General features: G+C 36.5%; 19 protein-coding genes. 15 read left to right on the top strand and 4 right to left on the bottom strand.

The window, feature by feature from the left end:
- Positions 1 to 404: 404 nt before the first annotated feature.
- Together recQ and NDQ75_RS11220 are read right to left on the bottom strand one after the other, a co-directional pair.
- Positions 405 to 2,516, bottom strand: coding sequence for a DNA helicase RecQ (recQ, locus tag NDQ75_RS11225; protein ID WP_202027571.1), 2,112 nt, complete (start codon positions 2,514 to 2,516; stop codon positions 405 to 407).
- Between the two features lie 42 nt (positions 2,517 to 2,558).
- On the bottom strand, positions 2,559 to 3,128 hold the full coding sequence (locus tag NDQ75_RS11220) for a GNAT family N-acetyltransferase (protein ID WP_202027570.1): 570 nt from the start codon (positions 3,126 to 3,128) through the stop codon (positions 2,559 to 2,561).
- Positions 3,129 to 3,165: 37 nt separating this feature from the next.
- On the opposite strand from NDQ75_RS11220, the gene NDQ75_RS11215 reads away from it, so the two are divergent.
- The gene (locus NDQ75_RS11215) at positions 3,166 to 3,591 is read left to right on the top strand and encodes a PaaI family thioesterase (RefSeq protein WP_202027569.1); all 426 of its coding nucleotides are present in this window, start codon (positions 3,166 to 3,168) and stop codon (positions 3,589 to 3,591) included.
- A gap of 5 nt (positions 3,592 to 3,596) precedes the next feature.
- On the top strand, positions 3,597 to 4,667 hold the full coding sequence (locus tag NDQ75_RS11210) for a chorismate-binding protein (RefSeq protein ID WP_202027568.1): 1,071 nt from the start codon (positions 3,597 to 3,599) through the stop codon (positions 4,665 to 4,667).
- A gap of 223 nt (positions 4,668 to 4,890) precedes the next feature.
- Here NDQ75_RS11210 and NDQ75_RS11205 read toward each other — a convergent pair whose 3' ends face one another.
- Positions 4,891 to 5,199 carry a hypothetical protein gene (locus NDQ75_RS11205; protein WP_202027567.1) on the bottom strand — a complete coding sequence of 103 codons (309 nt, stop codon included), beginning with the start codon at positions 5,197 to 5,199 and terminating at the stop codon, positions 4,891 to 4,893.
- 464 nt (positions 5,200 to 5,663) lie between these two features.
- Between NDQ75_RS11205 and menD the strand changes: the two genes are divergently transcribed.
- From menD to NDQ75_RS11165, 8 genes are all read left to right on the top strand, one after another.
- A complete protein-coding gene (gene menD / locus NDQ75_RS11200; protein WP_202027566.1) occupies positions 5,664 to 7,436 on the top strand; it encodes a 2-succinyl-5-enolpyruvyl-6-hydroxy-3-cyclohexene-1-carboxylic-acid synthase in 1,773 nt (590 codons plus the stop codon).
- 35 nt (positions 7,437 to 7,471) lie between these two features.
- On the top strand, positions 7,472 to 7,813 hold the full coding sequence (locus tag NDQ75_RS11195; protein WP_202027565.1) for a DUF2853 family protein: 342 nt from the start codon (positions 7,472 to 7,474) through the stop codon (positions 7,811 to 7,813).
- Between the two features lie 298 nt (positions 7,814 to 8,111).
- Positions 8,112 to 8,942 (top strand): CvfB family protein, encoded by an 831-nt coding sequence (locus NDQ75_RS11190; RefSeq protein ID WP_202027564.1) that lies wholly within the window; start codon positions 8,112 to 8,114, stop codon positions 8,940 to 8,942.
- Positions 8,943 to 8,946: 4 nt separating this feature from the next.
- Positions 8,947 to 9,513 carry a cysteine hydrolase family protein gene (locus NDQ75_RS11185; RefSeq protein ID WP_202027563.1) on the top strand — a complete coding sequence of 189 codons (567 nt, stop codon included), beginning with the start codon at positions 8,947 to 8,949 and terminating at the stop codon, positions 9,511 to 9,513.
- A 173-nt stretch (positions 9,514 to 9,686) separates the two neighbouring features.
- Positions 9,687 to 10,529: a 1,4-dihydroxy-2-naphthoyl-CoA synthase gene (locus NDQ75_RS11180; protein WP_202027562.1), complete on the top strand. Its 843-nt coding sequence runs from the start codon at positions 9,687 to 9,689 to the stop codon at positions 10,527 to 10,529.
- A gap of 88 nt (positions 10,530 to 10,617) precedes the next feature.
- Positions 10,618 to 11,226 carry an SPOR domain-containing protein gene (locus tag NDQ75_RS11175; protein WP_202027561.1) on the top strand — a complete coding sequence of 203 codons (609 nt, stop codon included), beginning with the start codon at positions 10,618 to 10,620 and terminating at the stop codon, positions 11,224 to 11,226.
- 6 nt (positions 11,227 to 11,232) lie between these two features.
- Positions 11,233 to 12,141 (top strand): 1,4-dihydroxy-2-naphthoate octaprenyltransferase, encoded by a 909-nt coding sequence (menA, locus tag NDQ75_RS11170; protein ID WP_202027560.1) that lies wholly within the window; start codon positions 11,233 to 11,235, stop codon positions 12,139 to 12,141.
- Positions 12,142 to 12,170: 29 nt separating this feature from the next.
- Positions 12,171 to 12,926, top strand: a complete 756-nt coding sequence (locus tag NDQ75_RS11165) for a LytR/AlgR family response regulator transcription factor (RefSeq protein WP_202027559.1) — start codon at positions 12,171 to 12,173, stop codon at positions 12,924 to 12,926.
- A gap of 409 nt (positions 12,927 to 13,335) precedes the next feature.
- On the opposite strand, the gene NDQ75_RS11160 is transcribed toward NDQ75_RS11165, so the two are convergent.
- Positions 13,336 to 13,659, bottom strand: coding sequence for a YbaB/EbfC family nucleoid-associated protein (locus NDQ75_RS11160; RefSeq protein ID WP_202027558.1), 324 nt, complete (start codon positions 13,657 to 13,659; stop codon positions 13,336 to 13,338).
- A 64-nt stretch (positions 13,660 to 13,723) separates the two neighbouring features.
- On the opposite strand from NDQ75_RS11160, the gene NDQ75_RS11155 reads away from it, so the two are divergent.
- From NDQ75_RS11155 to NDQ75_RS11135, 5 genes are all read left to right on the top strand, one after another.
- On the top strand, positions 13,724 to 15,856 hold the full coding sequence (locus tag NDQ75_RS11155; protein ID WP_202027557.1) for a S9 family peptidase: 2,133 nt from the start codon (positions 13,724 to 13,726) through the stop codon (positions 15,854 to 15,856).
- 173 nt (positions 15,857 to 16,029) lie between these two features.
- Positions 16,030 to 17,070 (top strand): PLP-dependent cysteine synthase family protein, encoded by a 1,041-nt coding sequence (locus NDQ75_RS11150; protein ID WP_202027556.1) that lies wholly within the window; start codon positions 16,030 to 16,032, stop codon positions 17,068 to 17,070.
- Positions 17,071 to 17,083: 13 nt separating this feature from the next.
- Complete coding sequence (locus NDQ75_RS11145; protein ID WP_202027555.1) at positions 17,084 to 17,947, top strand: cupin-like domain-containing protein; 864 nt, start codon at positions 17,084 to 17,086, stop codon at positions 17,945 to 17,947.
- Positions 17,948 to 17,978: 31 nt separating this feature from the next.
- Positions 17,979 to 18,839 carry an SDR family oxidoreductase gene (locus NDQ75_RS11140; RefSeq protein ID WP_202027554.1) on the top strand — a complete coding sequence of 287 codons (861 nt, stop codon included), beginning with the start codon at positions 17,979 to 17,981 and terminating at the stop codon, positions 18,837 to 18,839.
- 86 nt (positions 18,840 to 18,925) lie between these two features.
- Positions 18,926 to 20,188 carry an aminotransferase class I/II-fold pyridoxal phosphate-dependent enzyme gene (locus NDQ75_RS11135; RefSeq protein WP_202027553.1) on the top strand — a complete coding sequence of 421 codons (1,263 nt, stop codon included), beginning with the start codon at positions 18,926 to 18,928 and terminating at the stop codon, positions 20,186 to 20,188.
- Positions 20,189 to 20,317 lie beyond the last annotated feature (129 nt).

The raw sequence follows: 20,317 nt of genomic DNA, 5'->3' as shown, positions 1-20,317 counted from the left end.
AATTCCTCTTCCAACTTGCGCCACTGTCCAAAAGACCAAAGCAGCGATGGCCGCATATAGGCCAATAAGTATTAAAACACTTTCCATAGAACTCATTTTTAATTAAACGAAATTATCATTAAATAATAGCGCTTATTAAATAGATTTGAGGGAACAAGTTATTTAAGGAATTAAGGACTATCTTTTTTGTTTTTATTGATTTCTTCTAATCATAAAAACGCCAATTTCTTTCACTAACCAAATAGCGAGTCCTACTATAGCAGCAAATTTTCCAATCTCAACTAATATCATTCCTGTATCCATATCTATTTTATTTTATCATTGCTATTATGTGATGATACATACGGACAAAGGTTGCTTGGAAGATTAGTTATTGTGCTAAATTTAACAATTAGGGTGTTTTTTTAACTACTTTTATCATTTCCTAACAATGTAAGACATAAACGAATCGTCCAATAATCAATGGCTTCTTCAAAATGTTCGTAATATGGTTTTAATTGGTCTGGATTATCCAACATTTTTCTGGCTTCTTTAACGGCTTTTAAGTCATCGGCATCTACAAACTGCATTAAATCGATATCCTTTCCGTCTTGGTAAAGTTTGCTTATGTGCGAATAGATTGTCGTAGCGCTCAACTTGCGGGTTTTGGCAATTTCTTCTACGCTAAGGCCTTCTTGATATAAACGAAACGTTTCTAAATGGGTAGCTCCTTTTTTACGAGATTTTTTCGTTTCCTTTTCTTTGTTGAAAGCGATGATTTCTTTTATGAATTGGTAACCATACGTTTCCATTTTTCTTTTCCCGACTCCGTTAATACGCATAAAATCGTCATCGGTTATTGGCCTTTCGGCTTCTATTTCTTTTAAAGTAGCGTCATTAAAAATAAGGTAGGCTGGTATGTCCTCTTCCCTTGCTATGTCCAGTCTTAGTTGTCGCAAGCGCTCAAAAAGCGAGTTTTTGGTTTTTTTCTTTTCTTTTACTTCGGTAGGTGTTACGGTTACTTTTTCCTGTGGTTTCGTTAAAGCAACTTCTTGATTGTTAAAAAGGACGTCTTTGGCTTGTGGTGTTAGCTTCAAAGCATTTTTTTGATGAAAAGCAATCTCTAAATAGCCCAAATTTACCATTTGAACGATGTAATGTTGCCAGTCCCGCCAAGAAATATCATTGGCAATACCGTAGGTTTTTATCTGCTGATAATTTTTCTCTAAAACTTGCTGATTGTGAGCTCCTCGTAGTACGTCAATCACCATACCTATATTTTCTTGTTCTTTTAAACGGGCAACGCAGGAAAGTGCTTTTTGTGCCAAAATGGTACCATTGAAAAATTGAGGCGGATTCTTACATACATCGCAATTGCCACAATCCTCTTCGAGAAATTCTCCGAAGTAACTCAATAGGATTTTTCTTCGGCAAGAAAGAGCATCGGCGTACTGTTTCATACGCTCCAGTTTTGCTATTTGTACTTCCGCATTGCCAGCACCTTCTGCAAACTGTTGTAACTGCACGACATCAGCATAACTGTGAAAGAGTAGGGTAGCAGAAGGCAAACCGTCTCTTCCAGCACGGCCTATTTCTTGATAATATCCTTCCAAATTTTTTGGCATGTTATAATGGATCACCCAACGTACGTTAGACTTATCGATTCCCATTCCGAAGGCAATGGTGGCGCAAACAATATCAATTTTATCATTAATAAAGTCTTCTTGTGTTTGCGATCGTTCATTGTTATTTAACCCGGCATGATAGGCTTGCGCATTGAAACCAGCTTTTTGAAGTTTTTCAGCTAAATTTTCGGTAGCTTTTCTACTCAGGCAGTAAATAATACCACTTTCGTTGGGTCTTTTGTTTAGAAACCGGGTAATTTGTTGAAGTCTTTCCGTGCCGGGACGAACCTCCAAGCTTATATTCTTCCTATCAAAAGAGGCAATGTATTTTTTGGCATGAGGAATATTTAACTGTTGGGCAATATCTTCCCTTGTGGCTTTATCCGCGGTTGCAGTTAATGCAATGAGGGGCGTGTTTGGAAATCGGTTTTTTAAATAGCCGAGTTGGGTATATGCGGGTCTAAAATCGTGCCCCCAAGAAGAGATACAATGCGCTTCATCAATAGCGATAAGGCTTACATTAACCGAGCTAAAAATGTTTTCAAGATACGAAAGACTTTCAGGTGCTACGTAAAGCAATTTGGTTTCTTTGTTTTCAACAGCTTTAAAAATAGCTTCGTGCTCTGCTGCAGTCTGGCTGCTGTTAAAATAATTGGCAGAAATTCCATTTACTTGCAATCCGTCAACTTGATCTTTCATCAATGCAATCAAGGGTGAAACCACAATGGTGAGTCCGTCCATGAGCATTGCCGGTAATTGGTAGCAAATAGACTTTCCACCACCGGTAGGCATAACTACAAGGCAGTCGTTGCCTTTAAGTACGTTTTCAATGATTTCTTTTTGATGCGAACGGAAAGAATCGTAACCAAAATATTCTTTAAGTGTGTTGTAAATAGCGGTATCTTGAATCATATTTTGCAAAATAACGCTTTACAAAGAAGACCTAAAACCTATTTAACGATTAATTTCAGTGTTTTTAAAAGTGGTCCATTCTTCTTTTAAAATACCATAACAACAGGTGTTCCTTTTAAACCCATCCATTAGGTAAACATTTTTTCTTAACACACCTTCCAGTTTGGCTCCCAGCTTTTCTATGGCTCGTCTGGATTGAAAATTTCTTTCGTCTACGCGGAATTCAACTTTTTCAAAATTCATTTTATAAAATGCGTAATCCATCATAAGAAACTTCATGGCCGTGTTAAGACCGGTACCTTGAAAATCCCTGCCAATCCATGTCGCCCCAATGTGCAGCACTTTATTGTTCCAATCAACATGCATGTACCGGGTGGTTCCTGCGTAACGCTGACTTCTTTTATCGTAAATAATAAAGGGAATCGCTTTTCCTTTTTCAGCTTCTGCAAGTGCGGTTTTAACGTAGTCGGTGAGCGCTTGCAACGTAGAAATATTTGAAGGTGAATATTGTACCAAATCTTTTTCAGAAGAAATTGCATACAGGTTTTTATAATTGTCCAACGTAAGCGGTGCCAGTTTTACAATTTCACTTTCTAAGGTCGGTATATTCATTGCGGTTGTTGTATTTTTACATTCCAAAAGTAGAGATATGAATCCTGATAAAGAAAAAATATTGTCGATTATCCGAGAACGTTGTAAGAATACCCTTATGGAAACCTTGGAAATTGAATATACTTCTATGGGAGAAGATTACCTGGAAGCAAAAATGCCCGTAACACCAAGAGTCCATCAACCAGACGGCGTATTGCACGGCGGAGCAATGGTTGCTTTGGCCGAAAGTGTAGGAAGCGCAGCCTCTTATTTGTTTCTAAATACTTCTGAATTCTTTATTCGTGGGATTGAAATTTCTGCTAATCACCTCAAAAGTATTAAAGAAGGTTGGGTTTTTGCAAAAGCAACATTTATTCATAAAGGAAGAACTACACAGCTTTGGGAAATAAAAATAACGGACGAAGAGGAAAACTTAATTTCCATTTGCAAGCTTACAACCATTGCACTTCCTAAAAAGAAATAAAGATAATGTTAGCATCCGAAGTGTTTTTCAGTAAGGTAAGTAACCATCACGAAAACCAGCTACCATTTGTAATGTACAGAAAACCAGATGGTATCGAAATCAACGGTTTATTGCAATCGAGCGATGCTGTTTTTTATGCTGAAAATTATACGGAAAGCGGATTTGTTTTTACTCCTTTTGAAGCTTTAAAAAAGGGAGTTCTTATTCCTGAAGAAGATTCAGAATTCATCAGTACAAGTGCAAATGTCCAGAGCAGTTTTCAAAGTACATCGGTTACAGTAAAAAGAGAATCAGAAAAGGAAATCCATATTGATTTGGTATGCAAAGCTATTGAAGCTATTAAAGAAAGCTCCTTGCGAAAAATTGTGGTTTCCCGAAAAGAAATAGTTGAGACGAAAGATCTGGATGTGTTGGCTGTCTTTAAAAAATTGGTAGCGTCTTACCCAAAAGCATTTTGTTACTTATGGTTTCATCCCAAGGTAGGATTATGGATGGGGGCCACCCCAGAAACCCTACTTTCCATTTATGGCAATCGATTTAAGACCATGGCATTGGCAGGTACGCAACGTTTTCTAGGTTCTACCGAAGTGCTTTGGGGAGAAAAAGAAAAGGAAGAGCAACAAATGGTCACTGATTCAATTTTGCAAAACATCGAAAGTTTTGTGAAAAATAAAAGCGTTTCTGAAGTTAAATCCGTTAAGGCTGGAAATCTCCTTCATTTAAAAACGGATATAGAAGGGGAGCTGATGGATAACAATTTACATGGCCTGATTAAAAGTTTGCATCCCACACCCGCTGTTTGCGGACTTCCGAAGCAGGATGCCGAAAAATTTATTCTAGAAAACGAAGGTTATGACCGCGATTTTTATACCGGATTTCTAGGCGAATTGAACATCAGTAAGAATAATAAACCCGATACAGAACTCTTTGTGAATCTACGTTGTATGCAGTATTTAGCGCCCTCCCAACTGCAACTTTATGTTGGTGGAGGGATTACCAAAGACTCTGTTGCCGCATTGGAATGGGAGGAAACTGTGAACAAAACACGAACTATGCTAGACGTGTTGCTTAAATAATTTCAGTTGTATTTAATAGACTGACGATTAAGACGGAAGACCGTAGACCGAAGCCAGAGGTAAAAAAAGTTGCCAGTGGTCAGTATTCAGTTACCAGTGTCTGTTTGAAGAGTTTTTGGTTTTAAGTTCCTGCTTTCGTAGCAGATTCACGAATATTGCCCTAAGCTTTAAGTTCTACGCTTGTAAAGTTTTCGTCCCCTGCTTAACGCATATGGCGTATAGCTTATTGCTGCTTTTTCATCGGACAACTTTTCGCCTCAACGATCCCCCATTTAGGTTGTAAAATCAACTGTTTAGATGTAATTATATTCCATTTAGCTTGAAAAACGGAGTTTTTAGGCTGAATGGGGCGATTTTTAGGTCCCGAACCTAATTTTTTAGGTTCTGAGGCTAAAATTTTAGGTCTCGAGGCTAAAACTTTAGGTTGTAAGCCTAAAACTTTAGGTAAAACACCTAAAAGTTTTAAAAAGTAACCTAAAACTTTAGCTTTTCTACCTAAACGTTTGGGTAAACCGCCTAAAAACTTCATCATTTAACCTAAAAAGATGGTCATTTTGGCTAAAAACTACATTAAATAACTCAAATAGATGGGAGTCGGAAGACAGGAGGCCGAAGGATGGATACTGAAAAGAAGTTGCCAGTGGTCAGTATTCAGTTACCAGTGTCTATTAGTACAGTTTCTAGTTTGAAGTTTCTGCTTTCGTATCGGATTCACAAAATTTCCCTAAGCTTTATGCTCTACGCTTGGAAATTCCGAGCCCCGCTTAACGCATATGGCGTATAGCTCACTGCTTGTTTTTCATCGAACAACAAACAACGATTAACCAATAACAAAAACTTTACTACTTTGCCACTCTGTCCCTTTGCATCTTAACAACTCAACAACTTAACACTTCAACAATTCATCAGCGAAGCAAATAACTATTCCAAAAAGATACTTGCGCAGACTAATTTGAGTATTTTTGTATAGTTAGAAATCATGCTATATTTATTTTAATGAAGTATTCCAACATCCCTTTGGCGCAAACAGTAGTGGCTTTGTGTAAAGAAAAAGGAATTGAACATATTGTAATTTCCCCCGGTAGCAGAAATGCTCCGTTAACTATAAATTTTACTGAAAATCCTTTTTTTAAAACCTATAGTATAGTTGATGAAAGATGTGCTGCTTTTTTTGCATTAGGAATGGCACAGCAATTGGGAAAACCAACCGCTTTGGTGTGTACTTCCGGTAGTGCACTTCTTAATTATTACCCAGCGGTCGCGGAAGCTTTTTACAGTGACATCCCATTGATAATTCTTTCTGCCGATAGACCTTCGTACCGTATAGATATTGGAGACGGACAAACAATTCGACAGGACAATGTGTATGAAAAGCATATTCTGTATGCTGTTAATTTAAAACAAGATATTAGGCAAAACGATCTTCGAATAACAGGCGATGGGAAAAATTTATCTGCGTTGGATAAAACCCTCAATCCGATTGCGCTTCAGAAGGAAATTCAGAAAAGTAATGAAATAGCTATAAACATTGCCATTAACAAAGCTGTTGAACAATGTGGCCCGGTACATATAAACATTCCTTTTGAAGAACCTCTGTATGCCAAGGTGGAAGAACAATTTGTAACACCCACCAATATTCCGTTGGAAGTTTCTACGGAAGAATACTCGGGGGAAGAGCTAGAACCTTTCAGGAAGATTTGGAAAAAAGCTGAAAAGAAAATGGTTTTGGTAGGGGTGAATAAACCAAATGCAGTCGAAGAAGCTTATTTGAAACAATTAGCGAAAGACGAATCGGTTATCGTATTAACAGAGACTACTTCCAATCTTAACCATTCCAATTTTTTCCCAAACATCGATAAAATTATAGCGCCTCTTGAAAAGTTAGAAAACCCGGATACTTATTTTAAACAGCTTCAGCCGGAGGTATTACTAACGTTTGGCGGAATGGTAGTTTCCAAAAAAATAAAGGCTTTTTTACGCAAGTATCCGCCTAGAAACCATTGGCATATAGATTCAAAGAAAGCTTACAATACTTTTTATTGTTTGACAAAGCATTTTAAAACCGAACCAAATACGTTTTTTAAACACTTTTTAGAAGGAATTAGTTCAGATAATAACGCGTATCAGCCGTATTGGCTTTCCGTAAAAGCAAGTCGGAGCAAAGCACATAAACAGTATGTAACCCAAATTCCGTTCTCTGATTTTAAAGCGTACGAACGAATCTTAAAAACTATTCCAGAGAATTATCAGTTGCAATTAAGCAATAGTTCCACCATTCGGTATGCACAATTGTTTCAGTTGAATAATACACTAAAAGTTTTTTGCAATCGGGGAACCAGTGGTATTGATGGTAGCACCAGCACCGCCATTGGGGCTTCGGTAGTTTCCAAAGAGCCTGTTTTATTTATTACAGGAGATTTAAGCTTCTTTTACGACTCCAATGCCTTATGGAATAATTATTTAAAGAGTAATTTCAGGATTATTGTAATTAATAACGGGGGAGGGGGAATTTTTAGAATCCTTCCGGGTGAAAAAGACTCAAAGAATTTCGATGATTATTTTGAGACAACCCATCAATTAAATGCCAAAGGTATTTGCGAAACATTCAATATAGATTATATGTCTGTTTCTTCGGAAAATGAATTGGTCACAGCACTTCAAACATTTTACAATGTCAGTAATAAACCTTCTCTTTTAGAGGTTTTTACACCAAGAAAAATTAATGATGAAGTTTTACTTAATTATTTTACTTTTTTGAGTAAAAATTAATAATTTTAAAAAAGCACAACTTAAAATTTAAAATTATGAGTAAAAGAGATGAATTAATTGCGAAGTATGCAGCAGACATGAAAGAAAAATGTGGTGTAACCGCAGATCATGATTTGTTAACCAAAGTGGTAATAGGTCTCGGCCCATCAGTTTACAATGCTGATGCTTCCACCGTTTCCGGAACAGATAAAAGTGAATTGGAAACTATAAAGAAGAATTTCCTAATGGGGAAATTAGGCTTATCGGAATCAGATGGTTTGGATGCTGCAATTGATTCTGTTATAGAAAAATACGGTAAGTCAAACCGCAATAAATACCGCGCTGTAGTGTATTATTTACTTGTAAAACACTACAAGAAAGAATCTGTGTATTCGTGAGACCCAAACTCCCAGAGCCGAAGGCGAATGGGAGGTTGATGGACGAACTAATCCCGACCGTTAGCGTCGGGATCTTTTCAATTTTTTTTTGGACCCAAACTCCCAGAGCCGAAGGCGAATGGGAGGTTGATGGACGAACTTGCCTGCCCGTGTAACGAGGTAGGCTAATCCCGATCATTTGCGTCGGGATTTTTTATTCTGAAAAATGTCCATCGGCATTATAGTAAAGCAATTTATTTTCAAACTAAATTTATAAAGTTCAGATTAAATAACGTCCTTTGCAAAAAGCTTTTCTAAAATGATACAAATAGGAGAATACAACACACTAGAAATATTACGGGAAACTTCTGTAGGCCTTTTTTTAGGTGATGAAGAAGGGAACGATATTTTGTTGCCCAACAAATACGTGCCCCAAGAATATGAAATTGGTGACACGTTGGCTGTTTTCTGTTATTTAGACCATGAAGAAAGGCCTATTGCTACCACGCTAATCCCTAAAGTTACCCGAAACAAATTTGCTTTACTGCAAGCCGTAGAGGTCAATAAAATAGGGGCTTTTATGGATTGGGGATTGGAGAAACACCTATTTGTGCCTTACAAGGAGCAGGCTCGCGAAATGGAAGCCGGTAAAAGATATTTGGTGTATGCCTTTTTAGACGAAGAGACCGACCGAATGATGGCTTCCAGTAAAACCAACCAATTTATCGATAATGAAGAGCTTACCGTTAGTCTTCATGAAGAGGTTTCATTAATCGTTTCCCGGTTTACCGAGTTGGGTGTAGAGGTTATCATAAATGAAACGCACAAAGGGTTGGTGTATCACGATGAAATTTTCCACGACCTAAAACTTGGCCAACAACTTACAGGGTACATTAAAAAAATAAGAGATGACCATAAAATTGATGTGAGTTTACAGCCAATTGGGTTTAAAAACATAGAACCTTCTGCCCAAAAGGTATTAGACGCTTTAAAAAGAAACAACGGATTTTTAGGACTGCATGATAAAAGTAATCCGGAAGATGTAAAGGCTATTCTTGGGATGAGTAAAAAAAGTTTTAAAAAGGCTATTGGGTCATTGTACAAGGATAAACAAATAGCAATAAAGGAAGATGGTATAAAACTTGTTTAATATAATGAAATTAAGTGATAAAAAAACTGCATTGTTATTAATAGATGTTCAGAAAGCTTTTCAGGATGAAGAATATTGGGGAGGGAATAGAAATAATAAAAACGCTGAAATTGTTTGCGGCGAAATTTTGAAGAGATGGAGAGCTTTAAATTTACCTGTTTTCCATGTTCGCCATAGCTCTACAAGCCTTAATTCCAAACTGAATAAAAATAATGAAGGGTTTGAGTTTAATGAAAATGTTACTCCTATAAAAGGAGAGCCAGTAATAACAAAAAATGTGAATAGTGCTTTCATAGGAACCAATTTAAAGGAACAATTAGATGTAATTGGTATTAATACATTAGTAATTGTAGGGATAACAACAAATCACTGTGTTTCTACCACAACCAGAATGGCTGGGAATTTTGGGTATGAAACTTATTTAATTTCTGATGCTACCGCTACTTTCGATAGAAAAGGAGTTAATGGGGAAAAGTATGATGCAGAAGTTATGCATTTAACTACACTTGCCAGTTTAAATGAGGAATTTGCTATCGTATTAACTTCTGAGCAATTATTGAATATGATTTAAGAAATAGTGGGTTTAAGTGAATATTGGAGTTGATTTTTATATTTATTGAGTTGATTTCTGAACCGAACAATGGTGATGGATTTAGGAAATGGCACTTAGAGCCCATAAAAAAACTCTATATTATTTAATAATCTAGCCATTATCTTTTATTTTTGAAAAAAACTAAAGAATAGATGAACGAGCCACAGTGGAAGACTGTTAAAGAGTTTGAGGATATTACTTATAAAAAGTCAAATGGCGTTGCCAGAATAGCTTTTAACAGGCCTAATGTTAGAAATGCTTTTCGTCCTAAAACGACAAGCGAATTATACGAAGCATTTTATGATGCTCAAGAAGATACTAGCATAGGCGTGGTTTTACTTTCCGCTGAAGGCCCCTCTACCAAAGATGGAGTATATTCATTTTGTAGCGGTGGCGACCAAAAAGCACGTGGACACCAAGGATATGTAGGCGATGATGGTATGCATAGATTGAATATCCTGGAAGTACAACGGTTAATTCGCTTTATGCCAAAGGTGGTGATTGCTGTTGTGCCTGGTTGGGCCGTAGGTGGTGGACACAGTTTGCATGTGGTTTGTGATATGACTTTGGCTAGTAAAGAGCATGCCATTTTTAAGCAAACCGATGCTGACGTTACCAGTTTCGATGGTGGCTATGGTTCTGCATATTTGGCTAAAATGGTAGGGCAGAAGAAGGCACGTGAAATTTTCTTTTTAGGAAGGAACTACTCAGCACAGGAAGCTTTCGAAATGGGTATGGTAAATGCTGTTATACCGCATGAAGAATTAGAAGCGACTGCTTACGAGTGGGCGCAGGAAATATTGGAAAAGTCCCCCACATCCATAAAAATGTTGAAGTTCGCTATGAACTTAACCGATGACGGAATGGTAGGGCAACAAGTTTTTGCCGGTGAAGCTACGCGTTTAGCGTATATGACAGAAGAGGCAAAAGAGGGAAGGAATGCATTTTTAGAAAAAAGAAAACCGAATTTTAGAGATATTAAATGGATTCCTTAGTACTATTTTTAAAGTAATGTAGCTAAGTATTGAGCAAGGTAAGTTCACTGCTTGGTGAGTAAATGTTTAATTAAAATATGTTTCGAATATGCCATACATAGACGAAAACCACTTAGTTAACTTGCACAAAACTATAGAATCTAAAGAAGTAACTGAAGAACGGCTTTTGCAGGAATTGAGAAAGCAAAGGGCAGAAAAGCAGGAAATCTATCGGAAGAAGAATATCTTTCAATGGCTGTCTTTTGGTCTGATTCTTTTAATGCTTCTCGGCGTAGTTTTATATTACGCAAAACCTTCATTTTTTATCAATGATACTTATCTTCAATCTAACAACAAGGTGCTTATCGATAAAAATACTATTGACGATTATGAAGGGAAAATTTCTCAGCTAACTTCGGAAATAGAAAAAGGCGGAGAAAAAGTAACTACTTCAGAAGAAAAAAACATAGAGCCAGAAGTTATTTATGCAGTGCAAGTAGCTGCGTTAAAAAATAAAGACCTCTCTTTGTATTCTGAAGGATTAAAAAGTATTAATAAGTTTAAAGATAAGTCTTTCAATAAATATTCCTTGGGGAGTTTTCTCAATTTAGAAGACGCTAAAACATTTAGAAAAGAATTAATCGCCCTTGGTTTTGAAGATGCTTTTGTGGCATCTTATAAAAATGGAAAGCGATTAAAAATAGAAGAAGCCTTTTAATAGTAAATGACAAAAGCCAAAATGCTGCTATCGGCAGCGAGATTACGAACGCTTCCACTTTCCCTTTCTGGAATTATTGTGGGTTCTGCCATAGCCTTTTCTGAAGGTTTTTTCAACGGATATATTTTGGCATTTGCCTTAATTACAACTGTAGGACTGCAAGTACTTTCCAACTTTGCAAACGATTATGGCGATGGTGTAAAAGGCACCGACAACGAAGAACGTGTAGGACCGATGAGGGCTTTGCAAAGTGGGATTATTTCTGACAAAGAAATGCTAATAGCAATGGTTCTTACTGCTATTCTAACCATGGTTTCTGCCAGCATTTTAATCTATATTTCCTTCAAAAACACCAATTTAGGATTATCGCTTTTTTTCTTTCTGTTGGGTGTGGCAGCAGTGGTAGCTGCCATTAAATACACTGTAGGAAATTCTGCCTACGGGTATCGAGGACTGGGAGATGTATTTGTATTTATTTTTTTCGGATTGGTAAGTGTGTTGGGGTCGTACTTTCTCTATACATTGAAGTTGAATTTTACGGTTATTTTGCCCGCCGTAACTATTGGTTTGTTCAGTGTAGGTGTTCTAAACCTTAACAATATGCGAGATATGGAAAGTGATAAGAGAGCAGGGAAAAATACTTTGGTGGTGAAAATGGGACTTGGAAAGGCAAAGCAATATCACTTCACGATTCTAGTGGTTGGAATGGTGGCTAGTTTATTATATGTTCTTTTAACCTTTAATAATGCATTTAATCTATTTTTTATAGTATCATATATACCAATCCTTTTACATTTAAAAAGAATTGTAGCCAATAAGAATGCTGAGGCCTTAGATCCTGAACTTAAAAAGCTTGCTTTGAGTACGTTTCTATTTGCACTTTTGTTCTTGGCTAGTTTTAATATTTTTTTGTAGATTTAAACTGATTTTAACAGCAACTTATTTTGGACCAACTTATCAAGATTCTTATCGTAGAAGATAATGTAATTATTGCGGACGATATTCAATCCATGCTAGAAGACATTGGCTATGAGATTGTAGCAAATGTAGTAGATTACGAAAGCGCCGTAGAAGCCCTCAAAGAAAATCACGTTGACTTAGCCCTGGTAGACATAGTGTTAGCCTCCAAGAAAACAGGAATAGATTTTGGAAAATACGTTCGTGAAAACTACAACATCCCATTCATTTTTGTAACCTCCAATTCTGACAAGGCAACTGTGGAGAACGCAAAAAGCGTAACTCCTAATGGGTATTTGGTAAAACCTTTTGAACAACAAGATTTATTTACTTCCATAGAAATTGCACTTTCTAATTTCAATAGTGATCCCGCGCCAAAAGAAAGACCTTCTGAAGTAGATGATGAGAATAAATTGGTATCGAATTCGGTATTGCGTAATTCCATTTTTGTAAAAAAGAACCAACACTACTATAGAATTCCTTTTGATGAAATTCAGTACGTAAAAGCCGATAATGTTTATTTGGAAGTTTATACAGCTGATAAACAATTTTTGGTACGTTCGGCTTTAAAAGATTATTTGGAAAAACTACCGTCTTCCCAATTTTATCGAGCACATAAATCGTATATCGTCAATATTGATCAAATTGAAGCAATCAATACAAAGGATATTATGATAAATGGGAAAAGTATACCTATTTCTAAAGAGTTTAGGGAGTTTATCCTTTCAAATATGAATTCTTAAAGTCAAACTAACTACAACTATTTGGGGTTTAACAACATATAAAAACCTATATACAACATAATTTTTATAATTAAAGAGGCACACCATATATTTGGTGTGTTGTTAGTTTAGATTGATACAGCCCCAATTATCAAACCTAACTAATATTCAACCCCAAACCTATACATACCTACTACAACTACCAACCTATAATGGTAAATGAAAAGAGCTTTAGATTTCTAAAGCTCTTTTTTAATAGTAATTTTTAATGTTTTACCACAACTTACACGGTGTTCACAACATAAATTATGAGAATAATCTACAAACTGCTATGTTCGGTTCGTTGATAATTAGTAAAGTTGATTAATAGCTTAACAACTTGTTTCATGATGCAAAAAAAGAGTTTTAGGTTCCCCTATGACTCTTTTTTTTATTTAAACATATCCATTCCTGGGATATTAGGCATGCCTTCTTTGGCAACGGCACCCAATTCCGCTTCGTTTATTTTGGTGGCTTTTTCTATTGCTTTATTAGTATGAAGTACTAGATAATCCTCAAGTTGCTCTTTGTCTTTCAGCAATTCATCAGCTACTTCAATAGATTTTATTTCCCTATTGGCTGTCATTGTAATTTTTAGAAGTCCGTCATTACTTTCTTCTGCCACCGTAACAGTATCCAATCTTTTCTTGGTTTCTTCAATCTTTTGTTGGGTTTCTTTTAGTTTACCCATCATTCCCATAAGGTCTCCAAACATAATTTTTTATTTTTTGTAAGCACAAAATTAGTAAATTTAGAAAGGGAATATTAAATAAATTTATATGAAGAACGCACCTTTCATTCTATTTCTATGTTTTATTTTTGTCACCGCTTGTAAAAAGACAGAAAAAAAACAGATGAACACAGTGAAGCCTCCAATAGCAGAAAAGAAACCGAAAACATTAGAAAAACACGGTGATATTCGGGTTGACGATTATTATTGGTTAAATGAAAGAGAAAACCCTGAAGTTATTGATTACCTTGAAAGGGAAAATGAATATTATGAGGCTATGACGGCTCATACCGACGATTTAAAGGATTCACTTTTTAAGGAAATGAAAGGTCGCATCAAAGAAGATGATGAATCGGTGCCTTATAGATACAACGGATATTGGTACATAACCAAATACGAAGAGGGAAAAGATTATCCTATTTATATAAGGAAGAAAGATGAAGATGGTGCTGTAGAAGAGGTGATGTTCGACTGTAATGAAATGGCTAAGGACTATTCCTATTTCAATTTAAGAGGAATTAATATAAGTCCGGATAACAAACTGGCGGCCTTTGGCGTGGATACCTTAAGCCGAAGAAAGTACACTTTGCAAGTGAAAAATCTTGAAACAGGTGAAATCTACCCACTTAAAATTGAAAATACTACAGGGGGAAGTACATGGGCAAATGATAATAAAACGCTCTTCTATACTAGAAAAGATGAACAAACCCTGAGGTCCGACAAAGTTTATAAGCATGTGTTAGGGCAACAAAAGCCAGAAGACGAACTGGTTTATCACGAAGAAGACGATACCTTTAATGCGTTTGTTTACAAATCAAAGTCCAAGAAGTATATTATATTCGGATCAGGAAGTACGCTTACTTCGGAATTTAGTTTTTTGGATGCCGATAATCCTAATGGAAAAATAAAAGTGTTTCAGCCCAGGGAAAGAGGATTGGAATACAGTATTGCTCACTACCAAGATTCTTTCTATGTAATTACGAATGCCGACAAAGCTACCAACTTTAAGTTGATGAAGACTTCAGTAGAAAACACTTCAAAAGAGAATTGGAAAGAAGTGATTCCGCACCGGGAAGATGTTTTGCTGGAAGATATAGAGATTTTTAAGGATTATTTGGTTGTTAGCGAGCGTTCTAATGGATTGAATAAGATTAAAGTGCAACGATGGGACGGCAACAAAGAATATTACATTCCTTTTGATAATGAGACCTATACGGTTTTTACTTCAACCAACTTAGAATTCGATACCGATACGCTGCGTTACGTTTATAATTCGCTAACCACTCCAGCCAGTACCATAGATTTTAATATGGAAACGAAGGAGAAAGTAGTTAAAAAAGAACAAGAAGTGTTGGGAGGGAAATTTGACAAGGACAATTATACTTCCGATCGGGTTTGGGCTACTGCTAAAGATGGTACTAAAATTCCTATTTCCATGGTTTATAAAAAAGGGATAAAGAAAGATGGTAAAAACCCTTTATTGCTTTATGGCTATGGATCTTATGGAGCTACGATCGACCCTTATTTTTCTACAGTACGATTGTCGCTTTTAGATCGCGGATTTATTTATGCTATCGCACACATTCGTGGCGGAGAATATTTGGGAAGAAAATGGTATGAGGACGGTAAATTGCTGACCAAAAAGAACACCTTCACCGATTTTGTAGATTGTTCTGAATTTTTAATAAAGGAAAACTACACTTCTTCGGAACATCTCTATGCTATGGGTGGCTCTGCCGGTGGTTTGTTAATGGGAGCAGTAATAAATTTGGCGCCTGAACTTTACAATGGCGTTATTGCTGCCGTACCTTTTGTAGATGTGGTAACAACTATGTTAGATGAAAGTATTCCGCTTACTACTGGCGAGTACGATGAGTGGGGGAACCCCAATAACAAGGATTATTATAATTATATTAAATCGTATTCTCCTTACGATAATGTGAAACCATTGGAATATCCAAATTTACTGGTAACAACTGGTTTGCATGATTCCCAAGTCCAATATTGGGAACCAGCAAAATGGGTGGCTAAGTTAAGAAATGTTAAAAAAGGGGACAACCTCTTGTTGTTCGAAACTAACATGGATGCAGGGCATGGGGGAGCTTCTGGCAGGTTTGAGGCTTTAAAAGAAGTGGCCAAAGAATATGCTTTTCTATTGGATTTAGAAGGAATCCGACGGTAATTAAAAAAAATAACTAAATTTGCAGGGTTTGGTAAAGTTTGTAACGTTGACCAAACTAAAAATGAATGCTGTTGTTTTTTCAGTTTTAATGTTTAAAACCGAGTTTAAAATAATGGCATTTCGCTTAAATTTGGCTGTGTTTTGAGCCGTTTTGGGCAATTAAATATTGACAGATGAAACAAAAGATAAAAGCTTACGACAACGTTTTAGATTTAATTGGCAATACCCCACTTCTAAAACTTAGAAAAATAACCCAAAATCTTACCGGTAATTTTTATGCAAAGGTAGAAGCTTTTAATCCGGGTCACTCGAGTAAAGATAGAATTGCACTCCATATAATTGAAGAAGCCGAAAGAAAAGGAATTTTAAAGCCTGGTAATACTATAATTGAGACTACATCTGGGAATACTGGGTTTAGTATAGCAATGGTAAGTGTAATTAAAGGCTATGAATGCATTCTAGCAGTAAGTTCTAAATCATCTCCTGATAAAATAGATATGCTTCGTGCCATGGGTGCAAAAGTTTACGTTTGTCCCGCTCACGTAAGCGCAGACGATCCACGATCGTATTATCAAGTGGCCAGACGAATGCACGATGAGATGAAAGGCTCTGTGTACATAAATCAATATTTCAATGAGCTGAATATGGAGGCTCATTACAAATCTACAGGTCCTGAAATTTGGGATCAAACTAGTGGACAAATTACGCACCTTATTGCTTGTAGCGGAACCGGTGGAACAATTTCCGGAACTGCCCGTTTTTTAAAGGAGAAAAATCCGAATATTAAAATTATTGGGGTGGATGCCTACGGTTCGGTGCTTAAAAAATATCACGAAACTAGGGAGTTTGATAGCGATGAAATTTATCCTTACAGAATAGAAGGTTTAGGGAAAAATTTAATTCCAACCGCAACTGACTTTGATGTTATCGACAAGTTTGTAAAAGTTACAGATGAAGAAAGTGCACACACGGCACGTGAAATCTCCAAAACTGAAGGTTGTTTTGTAGGATATACTAGCGGTGCAGTAATGCAAGCTGTGAAACAACTGGACGAAGAGAATGAATTTGGCGAAAACAGCGTAGTAGTAATGGTTTTCCCAGATCATGGATCACGCTATATGAGCAAAATCTACAGTGATGAGTGGATGCGAACACAAGGCTTTTTCGATGCCGTCAATACGGAAGAAACTCAAAAAATAGAGTACATAAAATAAAGCAAAAATAAAGATGTCAAATTTCAATTTGGTCGAGAAAGTAGCGAACATCACCAAAGAGGAATTTAAAGAAAAATATCTTTCTACCCATACACCGGTAATATTTAAAGACTTAGCCAAAAATTGGAAGGCAACCAGCGAGTGGACTTTTGACTTTTTTAGAAAAAATTACGGCAATTGGGAAATTCCAATGTACGATGATTCCTATCACAATCCTGGTGATAATTATATGAAGCCGGTAACTACAAAAAAGTTTCACGACTATTTGGATATAATTGAAAAGAATCCAACAAACTTAAGGTTTCATAATTTTCAAATCATGAAAAGAGCGCCAGAGCTCGCAGATTATTATAATACGCCAACCATTATGGATGGATTCTTGAAATTTGCCCTAATGTTCTTTGGAGGGAAAGGTTCGGCACTAAACCTGCATTACGATATTGACTGTTCTCACGTGTTTTTAACCCATTTTCAAACCGAAAAAATCGTTTACTTATTTAACCCTAATCAATCACGGCTCTTGTACAAATTACCCTTCACTAATCACTCCCATGTAAATGTCTTAAATCCAGATTATCATAAATATCCAGCATTTAAATATGCAAAAGGATTGAAGGCAGTAATTGAGCATGGGGAAACATTGTTTATACCAAAGCTCTGGTGGCATTATGTATATTATAGCGAGGGTGGTTTTTCCTTGGCGCTAAGAGCGAACGATTCCCTAAAGACTAAAGCAAAAGGCCTTTACAATCTCGTTAGATTATTTACAGTAGATACTGGAATGAATTTTTTGGCTGGTGAAAAATGGAAAAATTATAAAGAAGAGAAGGCTAAAGAAAATGCAAATAAAGTGTTGCGGAAAATATACGCGGCATAAAAATCTTTATAGAATTAAATAAAAGAATTTCATGAAATATATTTTAATAACCGGAGTGTCTTCCGGCATTGGGTTTGAAACTGCTAAGCTCTTCTTAGAGAAAGGTTTTTTTGTCTTCGGAAGTGTAAGAAAACAACAAGATGCAAGTAAGTTGGAAGATGAATTTGGCAAAAACTTTAAAGCAGTGCTTTTTGATGTAGTGGATGAACAAGCAATTAAAAAAGCTGTTGAAACCGTTAAAAATACATTGGGAAACAATGGTTTAACTTGTTTGGTGAACAACGCTGGGGTTTCCGTTAATGGACCCTTAGCGTATATTTCTGTTGAAGAATTCTCCAATCAGTTGGATATAAATGTTCTTGGCGTTCTAAGAGTTACGCAGGCATTTTTACCCCTTTTAGGTTTTAATAATGATCTTCCAAAAGGGAGAATCGTTAATATCAGTAGTGGCTCCGGTCGGGTTACACGCCCGTTTATGGCGCCTTATTCTGCATCTAAATATGCGGTAGAAGCACTTTCAGACGGATTTAGAAGGGAATTGCTCGATTTTGGTATTGAAGTGACCGTAATTGAACCTGGCCCTATAAAATCAGAGATTTGGAGTAAAGCTAAAGCAGATACCGATACACAGGTAAATAAGTATAAAAATACACCTTACGAGAAAATATACGATAACATGGACAAAGCCGTACAGGGAATGGAAGGCATAGCACTGGATGCCAGTAAAGTGTCTACGTTAATTTATGGTATTGTGATGGGGGAGAAAAAGAAAACAAGATACTTAGTAGCGCCGAAAAAATGGCTCTTTTGGCTGGCAATACACGTCTTTCCTGATAAATTCTTAGATAAGATGTTTCAGAAACAGTTTAAGAAACTGGTGGAAGAAAAGTAAATAATTTATGATAAGAGTTTAAATTTAGTTACTTTTGCGAGCGGTAAATTTAACGTTTATTTGAATTTAAAAGAAACTCCATTTACATGAGGGATTTATTTGATAGAATTATTGAGAACAAAGGGCCATTGGGAAAATGGGCTTCTCAGGCAGAAGGATATTTTGTTTTTCCAAAATTGGAAGGGCAAATTTCAAACAGAATGAAGTTTAATGGAAAAGAAGTAATTACCTGGAGTATCAATGATTATCTTGGTCTTGCGAATCATCCTGAAGTGCTTAAAGCAGATGCAGAAGCTGCAGCAGAGCACGGGGCAGCTTACCCAATGGGAGCTAGAATGATGAGTGGACACACAGACCTTCATGAGCAATTGCAAAACGAACTAGCACAGTTTGTAAATAAAGAAGCAACGTATCTTCTTAATTTTGGGTACCAAGGAATGGTTTCTGCCATCGACGCATTGGTTACTAAAGATGATATTATTGTTTATGATGTAGATTCGCATGCTTGTATTATTGATGGGGTACGTTTGCACATGGGGAAACGTTTTACCTATCAGCACAATGACATGGATAGCCTTGAAAAAAACCTGGAGCGTGCTACCAAAATGGCAGAGCAAACAGGTGGTGGTATCTTGGTTATTTCTGAAGGTGTTTTTGGTATGCGTGGTGAACAAGGTCGTTTAAAGGAAATTGTAGCGCTTAAGCAGAAATACAACTTTAGGTTATTGGTTGATGATGCCCATGGTTTCGGAACACTTGGAAAAACAGGTGCAGGAGCAGGAGAGGAGCAAGGAGTTCAAGACCAAATTGATGTGTATTTTGCAACCTTTGCAAAATCTATGGCTAGTATTGGCGCTTTCTTGGCGGGAGATAAAGAAGTAATCGACTATTTAAAATACAATTTACGTTCTCAAATGTTTGCAAAATCATTACCAATGATTTTTGTAAAAGGTGCTTTAAAGCGTTTGGATATGCTAAGAACGATGCCAGAACTTAAAGCGAAGCTTTGGGAGAATGTGAACGCGTTACAGAACGGTCTAAAAGAACGTGGCTTTGATATAGGGAGTACACAGAGTTGCGTAACGCCTGTTTACCTTAACGGAAGTATCCCTGAGGCGATGGCTTTGGTAAAGGATTTACGTGAAAATTATGGTATTTTCTGCTCAATAGTGGTTTATCCTGTAATTCCAAAAGGGTTGATTTTATTAAGAATGATTCCTACTGCAACGCATACCATGGAAGACATTGAAGCTACTTTAGAAGCTTTTTCTGCAATCAGAGACCGACTTGAAAACGGAACTTACAAAAGACTTTCAGCAGCTGTAGAAGCCGCAATGAGCGATAAGTAAGAAAGTAAACATATATTTATATTTAAAAATCCGCTGTATAGGCGGATTTTTTTATTATTATCATTCAATAAACTAAAAATTGTAGTATTTTAAGTTCCATCTAACCAATTTCATTTCAAAATGCAAGAA

This window comes from Galbibacter mesophilus (assembly GCF_023721415.1).
GTDB classification, from domain to species: Bacteria; Bacteroidota; Bacteroidia; order Flavobacteriales; family Flavobacteriaceae; genus Galbibacter; species Galbibacter mesophilus.
This window is presented reverse-complemented; position numbering and strand designations above follow the sequence as displayed.